The 21,601-nt window shown below is 62.4% G+C and carries 20 protein-coding genes; 8 read left to right on the top strand and 12 right to left on the bottom strand.

Features of this window, described 5'->3' with window-relative positions; all coding sequences use genetic code 11:
• Positions 1 to 237: 237 nt before the first annotated feature.
• Genes AC1DVW_RS03300 through AC1DVW_RS03290 form a run of 3 tightly spaced genes read left to right on the top strand, consistent with a single transcriptional unit; the run spans position 238 to position 3,141 of the window.
• Entirely contained in the window at positions 238 to 1,224 is a 987-nt protein-coding gene (locus tag AC1DVW_RS03300; protein WP_477321109.1) for a tagatose kinase, read from the top strand.
• Entirely contained in the window at positions 1,221 to 2,498 is a 1,278-nt protein-coding gene (locus AC1DVW_RS03295) for a D-tagatose-bisphosphate aldolase, class II, non-catalytic subunit (protein WP_477321107.1), read from the top strand. Before AC1DVW_RS03300 ends, AC1DVW_RS03295 begins: the two co-directional genes overlap by 4 nt.
• 52 nt (positions 2,499 to 2,550) lie before the next feature.
• Positions 2,551 to 3,141, top strand: a complete 591-nt coding sequence (locus tag AC1DVW_RS03290; RefSeq protein ID WP_477321105.1) for a DUF922 domain-containing Zn-dependent protease — start codon at positions 2,551 to 2,553, stop codon at positions 3,139 to 3,141.
• Positions 3,142 to 3,208: 67 nt separating this feature from the next.
• Here AC1DVW_RS03290 and AC1DVW_RS03285 read toward each other — a convergent pair whose 3' ends face one another.
• Positions 3,209 to 3,913 carry an SDR family oxidoreductase gene (locus AC1DVW_RS03285; RefSeq protein WP_477321103.1) on the bottom strand — a complete coding sequence of 235 codons (705 nt, stop codon included), beginning with the start codon at positions 3,911 to 3,913 and terminating at the stop codon, positions 3,209 to 3,211.
• A gap of 118 nt (positions 3,914 to 4,031) precedes the next feature.
• Here AC1DVW_RS03285 and gcvA point away from each other — a divergent pair, with 118 nt between their 5' ends.
• Positions 4,032 to 4,928: a transcriptional regulator GcvA gene (gene gcvA / locus AC1DVW_RS03280; protein WP_477321101.1), complete on the top strand. Its 897-nt coding sequence runs from the start codon at positions 4,032 to 4,034 to the stop codon at positions 4,926 to 4,928.
• A gap of 22 nt (positions 4,929 to 4,950) precedes the next feature.
• Here gcvA and AC1DVW_RS03275 read toward each other — a convergent pair whose 3' ends face one another.
• Positions 4,951 to 6,057 carry a flavin-containing monooxygenase gene (locus AC1DVW_RS03275; protein WP_477321099.1) on the bottom strand — a complete coding sequence of 369 codons (1,107 nt, stop codon included), beginning with the start codon at positions 6,055 to 6,057 and terminating at the stop codon, positions 4,951 to 4,953.
• Between the two features lie 230 nt (positions 6,058 to 6,287).
• On the bottom strand, positions 6,288 to 6,704 hold the full coding sequence (locus tag AC1DVW_RS03270; protein WP_477321097.1) for a winged helix-turn-helix transcriptional regulator: 417 nt from the start codon (positions 6,702 to 6,704) through the stop codon (positions 6,288 to 6,290).
• A gap of 136 nt (positions 6,705 to 6,840) precedes the next feature.
• Here AC1DVW_RS03270 and AC1DVW_RS03265 point away from each other — a divergent pair, with 136 nt between their 5' ends.
• Positions 6,841 to 7,428: a dihydrofolate reductase family protein gene (locus AC1DVW_RS03265; protein WP_477321095.1), complete on the top strand. Its 588-nt coding sequence runs from the start codon at positions 6,841 to 6,843 to the stop codon at positions 7,426 to 7,428.
• Here the strand turns inward: AC1DVW_RS03265 and AC1DVW_RS03260 are convergent.
• From AC1DVW_RS03260 to AC1DVW_RS03250, 3 genes are all read right to left on the bottom strand, one after another.
• Complete coding sequence (locus AC1DVW_RS03260) at positions 7,425 to 8,237, bottom strand: class I SAM-dependent methyltransferase (RefSeq protein WP_477321093.1); 813 nt, start codon at positions 8,235 to 8,237, stop codon at positions 7,425 to 7,427. The two genes, AC1DVW_RS03265 and AC1DVW_RS03260, sit on opposite strands and share 4 nt — an antisense overlap.
• Before the next feature lie 110 nt (positions 8,238 to 8,347).
• Complete coding sequence (locus AC1DVW_RS03255) at positions 8,348 to 8,767, bottom strand: VOC family protein (protein WP_477321091.1); 420 nt, start codon at positions 8,765 to 8,767, stop codon at positions 8,348 to 8,350.
• Positions 8,768 to 8,862: 95 nt separating this feature from the next.
• Positions 8,863 to 10,914: a hypothetical protein gene (locus AC1DVW_RS03250; protein WP_477321089.1), complete on the bottom strand. Its 2,052-nt coding sequence runs from the start codon at positions 10,912 to 10,914 to the stop codon at positions 8,863 to 8,865.
• A gap of 243 nt (positions 10,915 to 11,157) precedes the next feature.
• Between AC1DVW_RS03250 and AC1DVW_RS03245 the strand changes: the two genes are divergently transcribed.
• The 3 genes from AC1DVW_RS03245 to AC1DVW_RS03235 all read left to right on the top strand — a co-directional run bounded on the left by AC1DVW_RS03245 (position 11,158) and on the right by AC1DVW_RS03235 (position 15,509).
• On the top strand, positions 11,158 to 12,360 hold the full coding sequence (locus AC1DVW_RS03245; protein WP_477321087.1) for an MFS transporter: 1,203 nt from the start codon (positions 11,158 to 11,160) through the stop codon (positions 12,358 to 12,360).
• Positions 12,361 to 12,491: 131 nt separating this feature from the next.
• Positions 12,492 to 13,127: an ankyrin repeat domain-containing protein gene (locus AC1DVW_RS03240; RefSeq protein ID WP_477321085.1), complete on the top strand. Its 636-nt coding sequence runs from the start codon at positions 12,492 to 12,494 to the stop codon at positions 13,125 to 13,127.
• A 159-nt stretch (positions 13,128 to 13,286) separates the two neighbouring features.
• Positions 13,287 to 15,509, top strand: a complete 2,223-nt coding sequence (locus AC1DVW_RS03235) for a sensor domain-containing diguanylate cyclase (protein ID WP_477321083.1) — start codon at positions 13,287 to 13,289, stop codon at positions 15,507 to 15,509.
• Between the two features lie 62 nt (positions 15,510 to 15,571).
• On the opposite strand, the gene AC1DVW_RS03230 is transcribed toward AC1DVW_RS03235, so the two are convergent.
• From AC1DVW_RS03230 to AC1DVW_RS03205, 6 genes are all read right to left on the bottom strand, one after another.
• Complete coding sequence (locus tag AC1DVW_RS03230) at positions 15,572 to 16,294, bottom strand: ATP-dependent DNA ligase (RefSeq protein ID WP_477321081.1); 723 nt, start codon at positions 16,292 to 16,294, stop codon at positions 15,572 to 15,574.
• Positions 16,295 to 16,550: 256 nt separating this feature from the next.
• Complete coding sequence (locus AC1DVW_RS03225) at positions 16,551 to 16,889, bottom strand: slr1659 superfamily regulator (protein ID WP_477242300.1); 339 nt, start codon at positions 16,887 to 16,889, stop codon at positions 16,551 to 16,553.
• Positions 16,890 to 16,907: 18 nt separating this feature from the next.
• Positions 16,908 to 17,468 carry a slr1658 superfamily regulator gene (locus AC1DVW_RS03220; RefSeq protein WP_477321079.1) on the bottom strand — a complete coding sequence of 187 codons (561 nt, stop codon included), beginning with the start codon at positions 17,466 to 17,468 and terminating at the stop codon, positions 16,908 to 16,910.
• Positions 17,469 to 17,470: 2 nt separating this feature from the next.
• Complete coding sequence (locus tag AC1DVW_RS03215) at positions 17,471 to 19,837, bottom strand: SpoIIE family protein phosphatase (protein WP_477321077.1); 2,367 nt, start codon at positions 19,835 to 19,837, stop codon at positions 17,471 to 17,473.
• On the bottom strand, positions 19,834 to 21,012 hold the full coding sequence (locus AC1DVW_RS03210; RefSeq protein WP_477321075.1) for a methyltransferase domain-containing protein: 1,179 nt from the start codon (positions 21,010 to 21,012) through the stop codon (positions 19,834 to 19,836). The genes AC1DVW_RS03215 and AC1DVW_RS03210 overlap by 4 nt, the downstream gene beginning before the upstream one ends.
• Entirely contained in the window at positions 21,009 to 21,530 is a 522-nt protein-coding gene (locus tag AC1DVW_RS03205) for a ubiquinone biosynthesis methyltransferase UbiE (RefSeq protein WP_477242292.1), read from the bottom strand. Before AC1DVW_RS03205 ends, AC1DVW_RS03210 begins: the two co-directional genes overlap by 4 nt.
• Between the last annotated feature and the right edge of the window lie 71 nt (positions 21,531 to 21,601).

Raw genomic sequence — 21,601 nt, 5'->3', positions numbered from 1 at the left:
GACCCAGGAGTCAAGCTGCGCAAACCTTGATATTTGGCACCTCGCAAAAGCTCGGCGGATAGCGGGTCGCCATATTGCGCTTTTGGAAAACCGCGCGCGTTGCAAAAAAAGTGAACGCACGTGTAGTTTCTGTTGACTTCGCTCTCGACGCGATTTACCTCGGCTATAACAGGGAGCTATCGTCGCGTGCCGCCAACGACCGGCGTCCGGTCCCGCTGGGGAGAAGGAATTGCAAGTATGAGCCTGTCCCGCCGAAGGGAGATCGCCGCCGAGACCGCGGGGCCGACGATTGCCGCCGGCGAAATCCTGGTCGAGATCATGGCGACCGACCGGGGCATGGGTTTCCTCGAACCGCTGACGCTTGTCGGCCCCTACCCGAGCGGCGCGCCTGCAATCTTCATCGACCAGGTGGCAAGGCTGGGCTGCGGCGCCGGGCTCATCGGCTGCGTCGGCCGTGACGATTTCGGAACGATCAATCTGGACCGGCTGAGGCACGACGGCGTCGACGTCTCCGCCGTCGCCCTCAGCGACCGCTACCCCACAGGCAGCGCCTTCGTGCGCTACCGGCCGGACGGCGGCAGGGACTTCGTCTACAACATCGCCGAATCCGCCGCCGGGCAAATCCGCCTCACCACCGAGGCGCGCCAGTTGGCGGACAGGGCCGGCCATCTGCATGTCATGGGGTCGACCTTGTCCGTGGCCGGGCTGAGGGAGATCGTCGCCTATGCCGTTAGCGCAGTGCGCGCCCGCGGCGGCTCGACCTCTTTCGATCCGAACACGCGCAAGGAACTGATCGACGGCGCCGACGGCGCGCAATTCGCCGCTCTGGTCGACGATGCCGACCTGCTGCTGCCCTCCGGCGACGAGCTGCTCGCTGCGGCCGGCGTCGATGACGAATGCCAGGCGGTGAAAGCGCTGATATCAAGGGGCGTTGGCGAGATCGTGCTGAAGCGTGGAGCTGCCGGCTCTTCTTATTTCGGCAGCGACGGCAGCCGGATCGACTGCGCCGGCTTCCTGGTCGAGGAAGTCGACCCGACCGGCGCCGGCGACTGCTTTGGCGCCACCTATCTCACCTGCCGGCGCAAGGGCATGGAGCCTGGCAAGGCGCTGTTCTATGCCAACGCCGCCGGCGCCCGCAACGTGACACGACTGGGGCCGATGGAAGGCACCGCCGGCTTCGACGTGCTTGACGATTTCATCACCGGGACCGCGAGAGCGACATGAGGACCAATCCGCTTGCAGGCCTCGCCACCGCGCGCAGAAACGGATCGCCCTACGGCATCGCCTCGATCTGTTCGGCCCATCCGCTGGTGATCCAGGCGGCGATACGGCGCGCCGTCAACGACAAGGAAACCATCCTGCTGATCGAGGCGACCTGCAACCAGGTCAACCAGTTCGGCGGCTACACCGGAATGACGCCGGACCTGTTCATCGCCTTCGTGCTGGAGATCGCCAGCCGGGAAGGGCTCAACCCCTCGCGCATCATCTTCGGCGGCGACCATCTTGGACCGAACCCGTGGCGCGCCGAGCCGGCGGCGCAAGCGATGAGCAAGGCCGAAGCCATGGTCACCGCCTATGTCTGGGCCGGTTTCAGCAAGATCCATCTCGACGCGTCGATGGGCTGTGCCGGCGAGCCGGCGGCGCTCGACGACGAGACCATCGCCACGCGCGCGGCGCGGCTGGCCAAGGCGGCCGAAAAGGCGGCACGCGCGGCCGGCAGCGCCTTGCCGGTCTACATCATCGGCACCGAGGTCCCTGCCCCCGGCGGCGTCGACCATACGATCAGCGACCTGAAGCCCACCGAAGCGGCGGCGGCGCGGCGCACGATCGCGGTGCATCGCGAGATCTTTGCCCGCGAAGGCCTGACCGAAGCGTTCGGCCGCGTCATCGCCGTGGTCGTGCAGCCGGGCGTCGAATTCGGCAGCCAGAATGTCGTCGCCTATGCGCCCGAGGCGTCGAAGGCGCTGACCGGATTGCTCGACGAAGAACCGTCGCTCGTCTACGAGGCGCATTCCACCGACTACCAGACCCGCGCGGCGCTGACCGCGCTTGTCGATAACGGCTTTCCCATCCTCAAGGTCGGTCCCGGCCTGACATTTGCCTTGCGTGAGGCGCTTTATGGACTCGACCTGATCGCCTCCGAAATGGTCGCAGACTACGGCGACCGGTCGCTTGCCCGCACGATGGAGCGCGTGATGCTGGCAGCGCCCGGCCATTGGCACAGTCACTATCATGGCGACAGGGCGAGCCTCTATCTGCAGCGGCATTACAGCTACAGCGATCGCATCCGCTATTACTGGAGCAACCCGACTGCCGGCGTTGCTGTCGGCCGCCTGCGCGAGGTGCTCAACGGCGTGAGCATTCCCGAAACGCTGATGCGGCAGTTCCTGCCGATGCTGCCGGCCGCGCTCGGACCGATGGGCAACCCCGAGGCCATTCTGCTCGCGGCGGTCGATCAGGTGCTGGCCGACTATGAGGCGGCCTGCCGCGGCGGCTGAGCGCATTGCGCCGGGTTGATCTTTGCTTCAGCCCAGTGTCTTTGACGTCCCCATGAAATCAGCCCTGTTCTCCCTCCTGTTCGCGGCCTCGCTGATGGCGTCGCCGGCGTGCGCCGACTGGAAGCCGGTCGAGAAGGTCGAGACCTATGCCATTGCAGGCCAGACCGGCCCAGAACTCTATGCCGCGATCGGCGAACGGGGGCCGTTGCTTGGCAAGGGCCGCGTGATCGCGCACACCAATTTCAAGCTGACCTGGACCAGGGACTACAGACCGAAAGGCAATGCCTGCGTGCTCAAGTCGGCGCGGCCAAAACTGATCATCACCTACACGCTGCCCAAGCCGGCGGGTCCACTGCCGGCCGCCGTTCAAAAGAATTGGGAGGTGTTCATCGCCGGGCTTGCCGCCCACGAAAGGGTGCATGGCGCAGCCATCGTCGAGATGGTGCGCAAGATCGAGACCGTGAGCGTCGGCCTGACCGTCGCCGGCGACCCCGGCTGCAGCAAGATCAGGACCGAGCTGACCAGGCAGCTCGCCGAAATCTCGCTGGCGCAGCGGCAAGCAAGCCGCGACTTCGATCGCGTCGAATTCGGCCCAGGCGGTAATCTGCAGAAGCTGGTGCTGGCTTTCGTGAATGGGGGATAGCGCTGGCGGGACAGCGCCCCCCTCTGTCCTGCCGGACATCCCCCACAAGGGGGGAGATCGCAACTCGTCAGATCGCGCGGATGATGCCACCATCCACGCGGATGTTCTGGCCGGTGATGTAGCCGGCGCCTTCGGAGGCGAGGAAGGCGATGGTCGCGGCAATTTCCTCCGAGGTGCCATAGCGCTGCATCGGCACGCTGTCGCGGCGCTCCTCCGTGGCGGGCAGGCTGTCGATCCAGCCGGGCAGCACGTTGTTCATGCGCACATTGTCGACGGCATAGGTGTTGGCGAAGATCTTGGTGTAGGCGGCAAGGCCGGCACGGAATACCGCCGAGGTCGGGAACATCGGGCTCGGCTCGACCACCCAGGCCGTCGAGATGTTGATGATGGCGCCGGCCTTCTGCTTGACCATCTGCGGGGCGACGACGCGCACCGGGCGGATGACGTTGAGCAGATAGACATCCATGCCGGTGTGCCACTGCTCGTCTGATATCTCGAGGATCGGCGCGCGTGGTCCGTGGCCGCCGCTGTTGACCAGTACGTCGATGCGGCCAAAGCGCTCGAGCGTCAGGTCGACAAGGCGCTGCAGATCGTCATTCGACTGGTTGGAGCCGGTGACGCCGAGACCGCCAAGCTCCTTGGCCAGCGCCTCGCCCTTACCGGACGAGGACAGGATGGCGACCTTGAAGCCGTCCGCGGCCAAGCGCTTTGCCGCCGCCGCACCCATGCCGCTACCGCCGGCCACGACAACAGCCACTTTTTCTACACTCATTTTTCTCTCCTCGAGAGTTTTGCGGCGCATGCCTTGCGCATTCAAAGGATGATATAGCTGGTTTCCGCACCTGGTTCGAACCAGAAAGCCTGAATTCAAGCAGTAGAAAAACTCCTGGATGCCCGAAGCCTTCCGCAGTCTGCCGCCGTTGAACGCGCTGCGCGCCTTCGAAGCCGCCGCGCGTCATCTCAACTTCCGTGTCGCCGCCGAGGAGCTGAACGTGACGCAGGGGGCGGTGGCGCAGCACATACGCGGGCTGGAGGCCGATCTGGGCGCAAAGCTGTTCGAGCGGCTGCCGCGCGGCCTGGCGCTTACCGATGAGGGCCGCGCCTATGTGCCCAACATCCGCCGCGCCTTCGACCTGATCTCGGAGGCCACCTTGTTACTTCGCCCCGAGCCGGCGCGGCTGACGATCAGCGTCACGCCGAGCTTTGCCACCAAATGGCTGATCCCAAAGCTGCCGGAGTTCGTGGCGCACAACCCGCTGGTCGACCTGCGTATTCTCGCCAGCGAAAGCCTGTCGAGCTTCCAGAGCGACGGCGTCGACATTGCGGTGCGGCAAGGCCGCCCGCCCTTCGGCCCCGGCCTGATGGTAGACCTTTTGTTTCCACAACAGATCGTCGCCGTCTGCAGTCCGGCCCTGCTGCCGGGCGGTGCTAAAGAGATCGCGCCGGCCGACATCCAGCATCATGTGCTGCTGCACGATGCGCACAATCTGTGGCCGGAGTTCATGGAAAAGGCGCTCGGCCAGAAGATGACGACGGAAGTGAAGCGCATGCGCTTCAACCAGACGGGCCTGGCGATCGACGCGGCCATTGCCGGCCAAGGCATCGCGCTGGCCAGCCGCTTTCTCGTCGCCGCCGACATTGCCGCCGGCCGGCTGACGCAGCCGCTCAGCGCGGAGATGCGCGGCACGCAGGATTTTTATGTCGTGGCACCACGCAAGCAGCGGCACCCCGAGCCGACGCAGGCCGTGCGGCAATGGCTGCTGGATGAAGCGCTGGTGCTGTCGTGAAGGCTCTCGCAGCGCCCATCGTTCAACCGCCCCGCCGGGCAATATCGCCGGCCACCGCAATCGCCTCGCGGCCGATTTCGCGCAACAGGCCGGTGACCGGGTTGTGGAAGCCGACGAGATAGAGGCCGAGTTCGGAGGCGCGTGCGTTGACGCCGCTGCGTTCCGGTTGAAATTCCGTGGGCAGAAACTTTTCGTAACCCGGCCGGTAGCCGGTGGCGAGGATGACGGCGTCGAACGCTTCCTGGCGGCCATCGGTGAACTGGGCGCCGCGCTCGGTGAAACGCACTATGTCGGGCGCTATCCTGATGGCGCCTTTGGTGATCGCCTCGACGGTGCCGACATCGATGACCGGGATGCGCCCGACCTGGTCGATCTGCTGCAGGATGCCCTGCTTTGGCCTGACGATGCCGTATTTTTCGAGCTTGCCGAGTGCCAGATCAAGGATGATCGGAAACAGCCAGTCGTTCAGCGCCTGCGGGATCGGCCGGCTGGCGATGCCGACCATCTGGATCGGCACGCCGAACAGCTGGCGCGGCACGATGTGGACGCCTTTGCGCACCGAGATGACCGGCCGCACCCCGTTCTCGGCGAGGTCGAGCGCGATCTCGGCGCCGGTGTTGCCCATGCCGACGATCAGCACCGAGCGGCCGGCAAAAGGTGCCGCCTCGGTGTAGTCGGCGCTGTGCAGCACCTCGCCCTTGAAGGTCTCGATGGCGGCGAGCTTGGGAACGATCGGCTCGGCATTGTTGCCGCTGGCGATGACGATATGGCGTGACCGCAAACTGTCCGAACCGGTCTCGACCAGGAAATGGCCATCGTCGCGGCGAATGGATTTCACCGTCTCGCCGAAGCGCGGGCGCAGGTCGAATTTTTGCGCATAGTCGTCGAGATAGCAGGCGACAAGCTCACGCGGCACATAGCGCGGATAGTCCTTGGGAAACGGCTGGAACGGCAGCGACGAGAATTTCTTGACCGTGTGCAAATGCAGCCGCCGATAATGCCGCCGCCAGGCCGGCCCGATCTCGTTCGCTTTCTCAAGAATGACGAAATCGATCCCTGCCCGCTTCAGGCAGGCGCCGACCGCAAGGCCGGCTGGCCCGGCGCCGATAATGGCAACGTTTGTATCCAAACAAACCTCCCTTACCCGCGAAGCTGCCGATCTCCCCCCTTGTGGGGGAGATGTCCGGCAGGACAGAGGGGGGCGCTGTCCCGCCAACTGTCAATCAAATACCATTGCGCGAATACCATTGCGCGCTCGGCCCAATTCTCGCTCGAAGCAGATTGGACGCAAGGCTGGCGATCCTTCGCGCCCCCCTCTGCCCTGCCGGGCATCTCCCCCACGAGGGGGGAGATTGGCTGTCATCCAATATGCTCGGCGCGCAGCTGCTGCTTCAGCTGCTCCAACGCCGCTTCCCCGCCTGCCGCCAGCTCATCGGCGACCCTCGCGAGTTCACCATCAGCATTGCGATATCTGCTGCCCCAGGCGCCGAGCGTCGCCAGCACCGGCAACAGGTCGATGCCGGCCTCGGTCAGGCGATAGATCGCCTTGAGCTTGTGGCTGGGATCGCCGCTCCTGGTGATGATGCCCTCTTCCTGCAGGGTCTGCAGCCGCTCGGCCAGCGTGCGCGACGAGATGCCCTCGTCGGACAGCAGGAACTCCCTGAAGTGCTTCTTGCTCGCGAAAATCAGGTCGCGAACGATCAGCAACGTCCAGCGATCGCCGAGCAGTTCGAGCGACAGGTTGATCGGGCAGCCGGATTTTTCCCTGGTCGACATTTCAATGGTTCCATTTTTAAATCACTTTACTATTGACATCATTTTGGCGATGCGTCAATACTTCCAGAAGTAAACCATTAGTGGCGGGAGCGAGCGCATGGCTCCTTGAAACCGCCGACAGCCAGGGAGTGAGGACATGAGAAAGCTTATCCTGCAGATGCAGATGTCGGTCGATGGCTTTGTCGGCGCCGCTGGCGGTGAACACTGGCAGCTCTGGGAATGGGGTGGCAATTGCCCGTGGGACGACGCGTTGAAGCGGGATTTCAACGCCGTGTTCGCCGGCATCGACACCATCCTGCTCAGCCGCAAGATGGCCGAGGAAGGCTACCTCACCCATTGGGGCGATGCGGCGAAGAATTTTCCACGCGACGGTTTTTATGCCTTTGCACAGCGCATCGTCGATGCTGACAAAGTGGTGCTCAGCGACAAGCTCAAGGCGTCGCGGTGGGAGCGCGCCACGATTGCCAGCGGCGACCTGCCGCGCGAGGTCAAGGCGCTGAAGGCCACCACGGGCGGTGACATGGCCGTGTTCGGCGGCGCCGGCTTTGCCTCGGCGTTGATTGCGGCGAGGCTGGTCGACGAATTGCAGCTGTTCATCAATCCGGCGGCGCTTGGCGACGGCGAGAGGATTTTCGACCGGGGCGGGTTCAGACAGTTGCGGCTGCTCGGATCGAAAGCCTATGCCTGCGGCATGGTGGTCAACCGCTACGCCCCAATGGCTTAGGCCACAGCCACGATGACGTGTGCCTGAATCTTGGCGGCAACCGCGCCACTGCCATGTCTGGCTGCAATCGCAGATTCTGCACAGTCGGTAGCCGCTTCCAGTTTCCCCGCGTCCCTGGCCTCGATTTCGTTGCGAAGCGGCGTTCCCTGGCAATAGGCAACGGCCGGAATGCGCGGCGAGGAGGCACGGCTTTGTTCGGCTCTCGTTTCGATCACCACATGGGAGAAACCTGCGTCTTCCAGGTCGCTGCGGATCAGTGCCGTATCATTGTAGCCGTGCGGCGTGCGTGCGAGAAAACGCGGCGGATCGTTCGGAAACATCCTTGCCAGAGCATTCGTCACATCATCGGCAAAGACATTCTCCTCAATGCGATCCCATACGTTGAACAAGAAATGGCCTCCGGGCTTCAGGACCCGCTTTGCCTCGCGATAGGCAGATGTTCGGTTGGGAAAGAACATCGCGCCGAACTGACAACAGACGAGATCGAAGGCCGCATTTTCAAACGGCAGCGCCATCGCATCCGCCTGGCGCCATGTGATGCGACTGTCGGGCGCCTGTCGCGAAGCGGCGTAGTCGAGCATCGGCTGGTTGAGGTCGGTTACGACATAGCTCGCGCCAGGGGACAGTTTTGGCGCCAGCACGCGGGTGACAACCCCGGTGCCCGCGGCGATTTCCAAAACGGCGCCGGGCGACAGGGACGCTGCCCGTTGTGCAAGATCCGCGGCGAACGGCTCGAAAATCAACGGCACCATGTAGCGGTCGTAGTTTTCCGGAATCGAGCCGGCAAATACCTTGTCCGTTTGCGACATTGCTACCCCCTGCCGTCCGATCGATGGCTGGCGAGACTAGCATAGAATTGTTGCTTTGGGCCGCTTCCGACAGAGAGGCGTCAACTCCGCGAAAGCGGATGAGCCGCGCCTTAGAACGTGATCGTCACCGAAGCAGCACTGCGCGTCGCAGCCCCGTGAAACACGGCCTCGATGTTGTTGCCGTCGGGATCGAGCAGGAAGGCAGCGTAGTAGCCAGGGTGGTAGGGCCGCTCGCCCGGTCCGCCATTGTCGATGCCGCCGGCGTCGAGGCCGGCCCGGTAGAAAGCGTCGACCATGGCGCGGTCCCTGGCCTGGAAGGCCAGATGATGGCGCCCGGTCAGCTGTCCCCTCGCCGCTCGGCTGTCGACGCTGGAGATGAACAGCTCGTCGGCCCAGAAATAATCTGCAGCCTCACCACCGATCGGAATACCGAGCACCTTGAAGACAGCTTCGTAAAAACGCCGGCTGGCCGGGAGATCTTTGACCACCAGCTGGATGTGGTCGACAAGGCGGCCGCGATGAAGCTCCATGAGCGATCTCTCCTGCTCACGAGATCACAAACCTAGCGTCGCAGGGCGGCTCGTCAATTCGGCAGCACATTTTGTCGGCTCACCGCGCGGGCCTGTCAGGCCCGCTTTGCAGCCACGGCAATTCGAAGCTGCTTCAGCAACTCGGCTTCCCAGGCTGACGGCGCTTTCTCCATATCGCGGCCGAGCCAGTCGAAGTATCCAAAATCGCCTTTCGGGTTCTCGCTGAGGCCGCGCTCCCGCGCCAGCCACAAGAGACGGCCGGCATACGCTTCCGGCGCAAACTGCGCGCTTGCCAGTTTTTCCATGCCGGCAGAGCGCCAGAACGGATACGGATCGGCGGCGTTGCCCAGCCCGCCGACGAGATAGGTCTCGGCCAGTTCCAGGCGTTTGCCTTCATGCCTCTCATTGGCGAGCATAAGCGGCAGGACCTCTGGCAGGAAGAAGTGCTCATGATCGGTGTCGATCAGCTGGGCATAGCGCAGAAGCAGCGGATTGCTGTCCTTGTCGAGAACGGCAAGAGCGTGCGCCGCATGGCCGAAGGCGCCGACCGAGGCTTCCTCGCTATAGGGTTCGTAGTAGGCGCCGATCAGTGGATCGAGGTTTTGGCAGACCGCCTCCACCAAGCGGCCGATTGCCGGTGCAGCCCCCGGACAGGTCTTTTCGATATGGGCGAAGAAGGTCTTTTCATCGAGCTTCTTGCGGCCGTCGAGAAATTCGGCGCGCAGTTGTTTGTCATGGGGCCGGTCGTTGATGTCGGGGCCGATCTGCGCGGCAAGCGCGTCAATGGCCGCCACACAGCCGAGCTGATCCATGGACGTCAATTCGACGCGATAGACGCTGCGCTTCTTCGCCAGCGCCTCGGCCTTTTGCGCCAGCTTCACGTCAGCCTCGGCGGTTCCGTCCGCCGCGATGGGGCGGCATTTGTCATCCAGTCGCGAGATCGTCCGGATTGCCGTCGTCGCCGCCTGCGGCGTGCCGTCGGCGATCGCGATCTCATTGTCAAACACCATCTCCAGCCGCCGGCCATCGAGCGGCGTCGCGGACTTGAAGCTCGCCGCGCAAGGACGCCAGGTGCCGGGCCGCATACCAAAGCGTTCGAACCTGATTTTCGGCGAGTGTTTTCCATCGATGCCGACACAGGCAACGAAGTTGTTTCGCTGGATCCAGAACGCCTGACCATCCGGCTGCCAGCCGATCATGTCGTCTTCCTTGAAGCCGAAGTGGAACAGATTGGAGCCAACGTTGGAGGAGAAGCTTCTTTCTTCAGGCCAAAGCCAATCGGCGTATCTGTGGCCAAGCGTGCTCCAGGTCGATTGCGGATTCTCTTTCAGGAAGTTCGATATTTTCCGATAGATTTCGCCCCGCCTGGCGGGCTGGCCGTCCTTCCATGCTTTTGTGTCCAAGTTCCCTTCGTCGGGCAATTCATGACCGGTCATCCACATTGGAGCAGCGACCGCGACGATGCGTAGCGGCGATGCCTCCCAGATTTCGAGACCGAAGCTGAAATAGTCCTCGCCCTGTTGCGTGACACGAGGCAAATGCGAATTGTCGGAGCGCAACCAATAGCGGCCGTCGGCGCTTGGCGAATGAAGGCGCTCGTTGGCATTGCTGCCCTGGCAGGATGCCGTTTCGACATCGCCGGATCGAAGATCTATTTGAACCAGTCCGTAACCGCGCTTCCCGGCCTCGCCGACAAGGGCGGAGTAGGTGACGTTACCCTCGCCATCCAGCACGCTACTACGGGTTAGTCTCACGCCACCCGGCAGGCCTTCGATGACTTTGACGACCGCCTGCTGTTCGAGGTCGACAACACGAAGGTCGACCGAGCGGATTCCGTGGTTGACCAGAAGATAGACCATGCGCCCGTCGGGACTTTGCAGCATCTCATGGTTGGAATGGTCGTGCGACGGCTTGCCGTTGAAGTCGGTCGCCAGCGGCAGCTTGAGGTTCCGGCGCAGGGACCGCGTCTTGCAGTCATAGATGAACAGCCCTTCCTTGGGATCGAAGAACCAGGCAAGACCGCCCGGTGAGATGCCACACCGGAACGGCACAAAAAAGCCCGGGCTCGGCTTCATGATCCATGGTTCGGCACCGCCGAACGACACGGCAAAGTAATGTGTATTCTTGATGTGCTTTACGAGATCCATGGCCGCCTCCGAATAGACTTCTAGGCGATCCAAGTTAATTTGAGGTTGGCCGAAATTGCCAAGAACAGCACCGACCCGGCACCCTTGGCTTTTCACCATGTCCAGGCAGGCCTCCGCGCAAACAGGATAATAAATGCAACCGGATTGTCGGATTTGAAATCCCGCCAACGTCCTTCGGACGCAAGCGGCGTGACGGAGCTCTAAAAAGGTCGCGCCGTGTGGACATGATGTTGGGAGAAAAGCATGAGCCTTTCCTATCGTTGGGTCATCGTGGCGGCCGGCGCCCTGATGAGCTGTGTCGCCATCGGGGCGATGTTTTCGCTGGCGATTTTTCTCGAGCCGATGTCGCTCGACACCAACTGGTCTCGCGCCGGCATATCGAGCGCGATGACGCTGAATTTTTTGGTGATGGGCGTCGGCGGCTTCGCCTGGGGCGCCATCTACGACCGCCTCGGCGCCCGCCCGGTCGTGCTGGTGGGCGCTACGCTGCTCGGGCTGGCGCTGGTGCTGGCGAGCCAGGCCGGCTCGCTGCTCAGCTTCCAGCTAACCTATGGCGTGCTCGTCGGCCTCGCGGCCAGCGCCTTCTTCGCGCCGATGATCGCGTTAACCACCGCCTGGTTCGACACCAACCGCAGCCTTGCGGTGTCGCTGGTCTCGGCCGGCATGGGTGTGGCGCCGATGACCATCTCGCCCTTCGCGCGCTGGCTGATATCAGCCTATGACTGGCGCACCGCCATGTTCGACATCGGCGTCATGGCCTGGGTGCTGCTCTTGCCGGCGGTGCTTCTGGTACGGCAGCCGCCCAAGCTTGTCGCCCATGATACCACCTCAGGCCCTGCCGCCGAAGGTGCCGGCACGTCGGTCGGCCAGGCGTTGCGTTCGCCGCAATTCATCGTGCTCGGCCTCACCTTCTTCGCCTGCTGTGCGGCGCATTCCGGCCCGATCTTCCATATGGTGAGTTATGCCATGCTGTGCGGCGTTGCACCGATGGCGGCGGTCACGATCTACAGCGTCGAGGGCCTGGCCGGCCTGGGCGGCAGGCTGTTGTTCGGCGTGCTTGGCGACAGGCTCGGCGTCAAGCCGGTGCTGATCACCGGGCTGGCGATCCAGGCCGCGGTGATCGCGGCCTATCTTGCCGTCAGCCAGCTCGACCAGTTCTACATGCTGGCGGTCATCTTCGGCGCCACCTATGGCGGCGTCATGCCGCTCTATGCGGTGCTGGCGCGCGAATATTTCGGGCCACGCATCATCGGCACGGTGTTCGGCGCGGCAACCATGCTGTCCAGCCTCGGCATGGCCTTCGGCCCGCTGGCCGGCGGCATGGTGTTCGACGCCTACGCCAACTATTCCTGGCTGTTCATCGGCTCGGCCATCGTCGGACTGGGTGCGATGGCAATCGCCATCGCGTTCCCGCCGCAACCTAGCCGGCAGTTGCAGGCGGCGTAGCCCGTGCCAAAGCAATGGCCGCTCGCGGGAGCGGCCATTGCATCAGGATTTGTCGTCGTTCCCGTTGCCGGACGCCATCGAAACGGCGCGATGTGTGGTATTCTGGCCTGGCACATCCGGGAGCCACCGCATTGACCAAAAGCTTGGAAGCCGAAGACGACAGATGGTGGTCGAGCCTGCTGGTCGCCGCCGAAAAGGGTGATGCGGAAGCCGTGCAATCGGAGCTGGCCGCCGGCGCGGATATCAACCAGGCGGACGAAGGTGGTTGGTCGGCGCTGCATCTTTCGGCCCTCAACGCCCACACCGCGACAGTCGAAGCGTTGATCGAACACCCCGAAATCAACGTGAACTCCCGAAACAAATGGAAGAGCACGCCGTTGAGCCTGGCCGCAGCCAAGGGCCACTACGCTTCCATCTCGGCCCTCGTCAAACATCGCGCAATCGACATCAATGCGACCGCCGACTACTACGGCCGCACGGCGCTGATCGAAGCCGCCAAGAACGGGCATCTGGGCATCGTGAAGCTGCTGGTGGAACATGGCGCCGACGTCAATCTGATGGACAAGTCAGGGCGCAACAATGCGCTGATAGAGGCCATCAAGGGTCGGCATTTCGCCATCGCGGAATATCTGCTGGAGACTCGGAAGGTGAACTTCTTCAATCGGGATATGCGACTGAACGCCATGATCTGGGCGGGAAGCTGCCACAACCCTCAATTCATCGAGAAGCTGGAAGCCGCCATCAGCAATTTCTTCGACGGCAAGTGACGGCGAGGCAGCGGCAATTGCCTTCATGAACCGCAGCGAGATAAGCTTCCAGCTTGGTCGCCGTTAGCAGGTTAATAAGCATTTGGTAATAAACACAGGAGATGAACTGCAAGCTCGATCTGGCGTATAAGATGCCCTCGTTCTCAGCGAGTCGGTAACGTGCGCATCAAAAGCTTGATCATCCTTAGCATGACGAGCGCCGCGGCGCTGATCGGGCTGGTTGGCGGCCTTGCGATCTTTACGCAGATGGCCGCGACCAGGTCGCTGGGTTTGACCGAGGCGACCAACGTCGCGCGGGAACTGGCCGACACCATCGTCTTCAAGCCGTCCGACGGGACCCCTTCGCTGTTCGAGCGGCCAGAGGCGCTCAAACAATTCATGGAGCACCAGCATCGCCGCATGCGTCGAGATTTCCTGGTTCTCGACCGCAACAAGACCGTCGTTGCCCATGCCGCCGACGAAGAGCACAAGATCGGCGAAAAATTCGAACACGATTCCGGTAACGAAATCGGCCAGACGCTGGAGGACGGCATCCCGCGCAAGTTTGTCGACACGGGGGAAGTGAACGCCATACTCGCCGTGCCGATCGAATATCCCGAGGATACGATCATCGGCGCCGTGCTGCTGGAATATGATCCTGTCCTTCATGCCGCTGAAGAGCGCACCAACAGCCTGCTCTGGCTGGTTGGCCTCAGCGCCGCGGCGGCGGTGCTGGTCGCGGTGGGGTTTGCATGGATGCTGCTCAGCCGTTTCGGCTCCGGTCTCAAGGATATGATGGGCGGCATGGCAGCGCTGGCGAAGGGCAATGCCATGACGCGCATCAGTCATGCCCGCAAGGATGAATTCGGGCAGCTGGCCGACGGGTTCAACACCATGGCGGACCAGCTTGCATCGGCGCGGGCGCATGTCGAGGATATCGTCGAGACGGCGGCCGAAGGCATCGCGGTGCTGGACGTCGACGGCCGCATCGCCAGCGCCAATCCGGCGGCCGCAACGATGATCGGGCGGCGCGCCGACAAGATCGTCGGGCAGCAATGGGATTCGGTGCTGACGGTGCGCGACCCGAGAGGTGGCGCGTTCGCCGCCGGCGCTTCCCCCATTGAAATGGCCTTGGCCACCGGCCGCCAGCACCAGGGCGAGGTGCGCCTGACCAGATCCGATGGCTCGCATGTGCCGGTCATCGCCAGCTGCAGTCCGCTCAGCCGCTCCGACGGCGGACTGGTCCTCACCCTCAACGACATCAGCGAGTTGCGCCGCGCCGAAGGGGTCGTCAACGAGCGTGCCGATCAGATGGCGGTGCTCAACCGCGAGCTGCACGAGAAGTCGGAAACCACGACCCGCCTGGTCAAGCTTGGCGAGCTGCTGCAGGCCTGCGTGACCTTCCCCGAAGCTTTTTCTGTGGTCGGCACGGCCATGACCGAGTTCCTCGGCGGCTTGAGCGGAACGGTGCATTTGACCAGCGCCTCGCGCAATCTGGTCGAGGAGATGGCACATTGGGGCGACGTCCGGTCGAGCGCCACGCAATTTGCGCCCGAAGACTGCTGGGCGCTGCGGCGCGGCCAGGAGCATGTCGCCGGCCCGGGCATGCTGACTCCGCGCTGCGCCCATATCACGGAGAACGGCAAGAAAGGCTATGTCTGCATGCCGCTGGCGGCGCAAGGCGAGACGCTGGGCATCCTGCATCTGTGCGAGCCGAACGCAGTCGAGAAGCCGCAATGGCTGGCTGAAAGGCAGCAGATCCTGCGCGGCGTCGTCGACACGCTGGCATTGGCGCTGGCCAATCTGCGCCTGCGCGAGACTTTGCGGCAGCAATCGATCCGCGATCCGAACACTGGCCTGTTCAACCGGCGCTATCTCGAGGAAACAAGCAGCCGCGAACTGCGCCGGATGGAGCGCTCGGCCCAGCCGCTGACGATCCTCATGCTCGACGTCGATCATTTCAAGCAGTTCAACGACACGTTCGGGCACGAAGCCGGCGACCTCGTCCTGAAGCAGGTCGCCGCGACATTGATCGAACACGCGCGCGACAGCGATGTCGTGTCACGCTACGGCGGCGAGGAATTCGCCATCGCCATGCCGGGATGCTCGCTCGAGGAAGGCGCCGAGCGGGCCGAAGCGCTGCGCCAGGCTATCAGGCAGCTCCACCTGACGCATCGCGGCCGCACGCTGGGCACCGTGACGGTCTCGTTCGGGGTCGCCGCCTACCCCGAGCATGGCGCGGGCTGGGCTGAAATCACCAATGCCGCCGATCATGCGCTCTACGAAGCCAAGGGCGAAGGACGCGACCGCGTCGTCGTCGCCAAAAGCGGCACGCCCGGCGAGCGGCCCCCGATCCAGCTGGTATCGGCCGCCGCGAAAGCGAGTGTGGACATCAAGGGCTAACTTGCTGCCCTGGCTGTCCGAACTGCAATCAGCCGGCGCTGGCGAGATACCGTCTCTCGCCGTCACGCGTGGCCATCAGGGCCACTGGAGCCGTGCCAGGCTCGCGAATGACGCCCGGCAATTCGGAAATCGCGTTCCTCGAAACATCTGGCCTTCAGCCATGTGGTCGACGATCCGCTCCGGTAGCGGCTGTCGGCGCGCTTCGAGATGATGCCCTCAAGCCCCATCTTGTCGATGGCGCGGAGGATCGCCAGCGCATCGCCGTCGAAATGCTCGCTGTACCGGATCTTGCCGGCGCCAGGCTCAACCAGTTGCCACAGCGCCTGCTTGCGCTGCAGCAGGGGCAAGGGGGCAAGATTGCGACCATCGAGATGGAGGATGTCGAACGCCACGAACACCAGCCGGCTCGGCTCATTCCAGATCGCGGATTCCAGCGCAGGGCAATCGGGAGCGCCCTGCTCACCGGCTACAATGACCTCGCCGTCGAGAATGGCAGCCCTGCATGGCAGCTCGACTGCCAGCGCGATGGGCCAGTATTTTGTCGTCCAGTCATGGCCGTTCTTGCTGAAAAGACGCACGCCGCCTCGATCGATGATGAGCTGCGTCCGGTAGCCGTCGAACTGGACCTCGTGAACCCATCCCTCATCTTCGGGCGGTTGCTCGACCAGAGTCGGGATCTGCGGCGGAATGAACTCCAGCCGGCCGCCGCTGACCTTGCTACGCTTACTCAATGACGGACACCTTTGACGCGTAGCGGGAGGCGTTGCCGGCACAGGCAGCGACACCCCAGCTTTCTGGACGCCTGCCGCCTGTGCCGAGCCCCCGCCAGACCCATTGCGAACATCTACGGACGAGGTCGGAATGTCGTTAGCTTCGCATCCAGATACTTATCCTGGCGTACATATCTCGCTCTCGGTGCGGCGATCTTGCACCGACTGGCCGCCGCCGCCCAGGATTGCCGCTGGCTCACGCAGTCCCTTGGTCAATTTCGGGCGACCCAGTTAAGGTCTGTTGGTCTTCAGGCCTGAAGACCAACAGACCTTAGTCCATCAAAAGCACCAGGGCGGGATGCAGCTTCTTCAGGTTCGGCAGTGATTTCGATTGCCAGGGTATGTCGGGCGTTCCACGCACGACGAGGCGAACATCGGGATGCTTGCGTACCTCGATGGTAAATTTCGCCAGCAGGTTGATGCCGGAAGAGTTGAGAAAGTGAAGGTCCTTCAGATTGAGTGTAATGGAAGCGGGATTTGAGGCAAGAACACTGGTCGCCAAAGCCGTGACGGGCGCGCCGGCCTCGGAACTGGCAAGCCGCATTGCGCCGTCGAAGAAAATATCGCTTCCTTCGTTCCACACGCGGTAGTCGTCTGTCTTGATTTCCATGGCCTGGCTTCGTTTCTTCTAGTTGTGCGTTTGCGAGATCGGAATGGAGGCATAGGTTTCCAGGCAAATCCGATCGCTTTCGTCGGCGGCGCTGAATATCCAGGCCAGGCGTGCGCCATAGTCGCTCATCAGCGTCAGCAATCCGAGTCCGGAGCGTGACACGTCGGGGCTCGCGGCATTCGCTTCAATTCGCTGTATCAGCAGGTCTCTGGGGTCGCCAACCGTGATGTCCGCCAGGAGGTTCTTGAACTCGGATGCATTTTCACCATCGACGTCATTCGACACCTTGAGCTTGAAGCACTCCGAATCCATCGACGCCTCGATCACGATCTCGCCCGGTGCGCGAAACTTGACGGCGTTCTCGATGAGCTCGTTGACCAGATAGCCGATGCTGTGCCGCACTTCGATGTAGTCATTGCGGGACGACCGGAAGCGCAACGCGAAAAGATCGGCGATGAAGTCCGAGGTCGTGGCACAATGCCGCCAACTCAAGTCGAGAGGTCCGTCGAACAGCCGCACGCGACTGACGCTCTCCTTCATCCCGATTGCAATGTCAGGGGTCCCGAACAGCGTTGTCATTGCTATGTGTGCCTTATGATCACGAGGGTGATGTCGTCATGGATCTTCTGGACTCCGATATGGGCCATCAGATCCTCGATGATCCCGATCTTGATGTCCTCGGCGCTGCCGCCTTGACGCTTTTTTGCGCTCTGGCAGAGGCGCTCGAACCCGAATAGCCTTTTGTCCTGATCCTCCGCCTCGGTCACACCGTCGGTGTGCAGCACGATCACGTCGCCACTCTCGAACAGGATGTCACGCGTGTCGATGAACTTCGAGATGTCATTCTCCAGACCAACCGGCATACCCAGATCAAGCGTATCGATGCGTTCGACCTCCCCGTCCGCACGCACGACGAGAACGTCCTCATGCTGGCCGGATAGCGTTACCCGTTCATCCTCGAAGTCAAGAAAGGCCAGCGAGAGATGCTTGCCGGTGTTCGTCCGCTCGATGTTCTTGTAGATCGCTCTGTTCAGCCGATCCAGAAACTGGTGCGGATCCGCTTCGTCGGTCTCTTGCAGCGCGCGTGCAACGGATTGGACCATCAGCATCAGCACGCCGCTCTCAAGACCATGACCGGTCACGTCGCCGATGCCGATCTTGATCCGTGATCCGTTCTGCAGGACGTCGTAATAATCACCGCCGACCTCGTCGGCCGGCCGCATGTAGGCTGCGATCTCCAGCCCTGGAATGGCTTCGAGTTCGAATGGTTTCGGCAGGACCATCAACTGGATCTGCCTGGCAACCGCGAGCTCGGCGCCGAGGCGGACGTTCTCGTCCTGCAGCTTTTCGTTGAGTGCGGAAATCTCCTGATTGGCGTCGCCGAGCTCCCTGGTTCGTTCGTCGACCAGTTGCTCGAGGTTTTCCGTGTGGAAGCTGATCTGCTCGGCCATGCGGTTGAAAGCGATGCCAGCGGCTCCAACCTCGTCGCGCGTCGGAATGCTGACGCGGACTGAATAGTCCTTGGTCTGGAGCCGCTGGGCGGCACTGGCAAGCGCCCTGAGGCCCGCGGTGATCCGCTTCGAAATTCCGAGCACGGCCGCGAAAACAATCAGAAGCGAAACGATGATCGCACCGATCTGAAAGAGCAGGATACGATTGGTTGCGCGCGAAATACTCTGCTGCGCGGCAAACAGGGACGCGTAGATCTCCCGTTCGGGAACGACGATCCCGACCGACATCGTTTCGGACGTTATCGGTCCCGAACTCCACAGATTGGTCGGCTTCAGGCGCTTGAGGACAACAATGTAGGGTACGCGTTCGCCCTTGTTGTCGAGCATGATATGCTGAATGACACCGTCATTGTTCTGGCCGAGGGGCAGCGACGCGATAGCCGGCTGCGTACTTCCCCGCAGGGACCGCTCCAGGCCGGTGACGCCCTGCGTGCCCGCGTCGCTTGATGAAGTCAGGCCGATGATCGCCTGGCCCGACGGATTGATGGCCACCACATTGCCAGTCGACATGGTGAGGAAGCCGAACCCCGTTTCAGCGATCTTCACCCTTTCGACGACTTCCGCGAGTTGATCGAGAGTGATGTCTGCCCCGGCCGTACCTGCGATGCCGGTGTGATCGCGCGTCCACAGCGGGTGGAAAAAGCTGACGATCAGCTTTCCCGTGATTGCGTCGGTGTAAGGCGCTGTCTGGGTGATATCGTCAGGGACCGGACGCGAGGCTGGATCCCTGGCCCATTGCTGCCATGAACCATAGATGCCCGGAAAGAAGAACTCCCAGAACTCCGCCTTGTTATGGCCCGGATAAAGCTTGTCGAAGGTCTGCGCCTGGTCCGTATACGGCACAGTCCTGAAGATCGGCCGTTCTTTTGGACCAATATAGTACATTTGCAGTTTGGACGATCCGCTGGCCATGAGAGTCGGCGCGACGAGATCGATCACGGTACTGTCTTCTATTTCCTTCTGAACGCCGGGCAGCGGCGTGTGGTCGGCGCCCAGCAGGTAGCCCCAGACACTGACCACGGAAGGCGCGCCAGGCAGGTTCTGCGCCCAATCGCCCTGCGCGTCGTAGACGACCTTCACGGAGCCGGGCGCTTCATGCGAAAGCGTCGCTCCGACCTCTTGCTGCCTCGTCGGTTCGTCGATCTGGGCCTGCAGTACGCCAGCCAGCGCCTTGACGTCGCCGTGAACCCGATCGAGCAGCAGATCGACGCTCAACGCCGTCGATTCGGCATAGGAACGAATGTATTCCTGGTTTGCGGTCGTCAGGCCCTCACCGACTTCCGATGTTGCGTCGCGCGACAGCTTCTGAACGTTCCAAAGCGCCAGGCCACCGCTCAGCAGGAGGTCGAACAGGACGGCGCCGCCAACGACCAACACGAATTTCGCTCGAAAGGAGCGCAGGCCGAAGCGCGGCGTAGGCTCATTGTCGGCTTTCATTGCGGCCGTCGCCCCGATGCGACCCAGATCGGCCAACCCGCATAACCCTTGGGATGGAGCGCAGCGAAAATGTGATCCTCGAAGCCCTGCCGGAACCGTGCGACGAACTCGGGTCCATCGCCGCGCCTGGTCGCCATCTCGCCCGCATAGACATCCGCCCAGGCCGCAATGACATCGGCGAAATCCTGCGGATCGCTGTCCAGGTTAGTGACCATGAAGGTCTCTACACGGATATCTTCGAATCCGGCTTCCATCAGATATCGCCGGCTCTTTGGCCCAAGCTCGACGTCCATCTCGAAATGCCCGAACAGCTTCGCCACCTCGTTGTAGGTCCAACGGATGCTTTCGGCGCGCGGCTCGCCGAGGCAATGCGAATTCTTCTCGTTGGTGATGTAGACCCGCCCGCCCGGCTTGCATATGCGGTAGAGCTCCTTGAGGATGAGTTCAGGCCGATTGAATATCTGGAGGGAATGCCGGCAGGTCACCAGGTCGAACTGCGCTTCGTCGAGCAGCATCTCCGACGCATCTCCATAGGTATATTCGATGCCCCGGATATCGAACTCCCGCATCACCTGTCGGGCATAGTTCAGGCTCGATATGGAGTGGTCGAGGGCGACGATCCGCGATGGCTGGAACTCCTTCTGCACGAGCACGGCGAAATCGCCGATCCCGCAACAGATGTCGGCCATGACGATCCCTGGCCTCATGCCGTGTCGCGGCAAGATTGCGCGCTCGTGGCGCCAGGTCATCTTCGTCTGTGAACGCAGGATCGGAACGAACCCGCCTTCCTCGAGGAAGCCCTGTCCCGGATAGAATTCGCTGTCATACTCCTCGACCGTGATGTTCGGCTCGATTCCGCTCAAGCGACCGAATTTTCGCGAGGTCCATCCGACGACGCTTGACGTGATGACGACGAATTTGAGATCGGGCCGAGCGCGGCAGGCGTCGATGATGATCCTCGAAAAGGCGTGAAACGCGGCGTTATTCATCTGCGTCAGGCGTCTGACATTGACGTAGAGAACGCCGCGCACACGGCCGATCGCATCGCGGAGCAATGCTATGCTGGGCCCAAGCTCATCGATTGCCTGAGGCCGGACCACCCCGGATATGGAGAACTCCTGGTTGTTGGCGTCATATTGCGCCTTGAAGCGCGGGAGGAGGTCGTAAGGGCTCAATGTTGCAGACCCTCAAGCGGAAGATCCACGACAAGCTTGATTGCATCACCATCGGCTTCCTCGACCCTGAGTATCGCGTTGTAGTCGACAGCCAGTTCCAGGAGCACGACCTCCCGGCTGGGCGCGAGATCCCCGGACACCGAATTGAGGTATCGCTCCCTGGCTTCTGTTCCTGCGACGTGTGACACGGCTTCTTCGTAGAATTGGCGCTCCTCCGGCACGCATGGGAACGTCAGCTCGATCCTGTCCGTTGCGCCGTGGCGGGACACCCTGCATGCCAGTTCACCACCGGCATGGCGGGTACGAAAGGCGACTTCCAGTAATTCATTGAGGGCAGAGGAGAAGAGATTTGAATGCCGGACCGAGTCTGATCTGTTTTGACTGATCATCCGGGCCATGTATGACGAGACATAATGGCAGTGACTCCAGGCGGAGACGAAAGCTTTGATTTCCATGTCGATCTGGATCATGGGCGCAAAAGTCGGCTCGCCAGCCAGCTCATGATGAACAGGTCCCATAGGCATCCTCCCTTGTTCCATCAGCACTGAGCCCTGGTAGGGCGATGGTCTCCGCGATGAAAAATTTCACC

Source organism: Mesorhizobium sp. P3_B5, assembly GCF_056402815.1.
The sequence above is the reverse complement of the archived record's forward strand: the minus strand, read 5'-3'. Positions and strand labels throughout refer to the sequence as shown.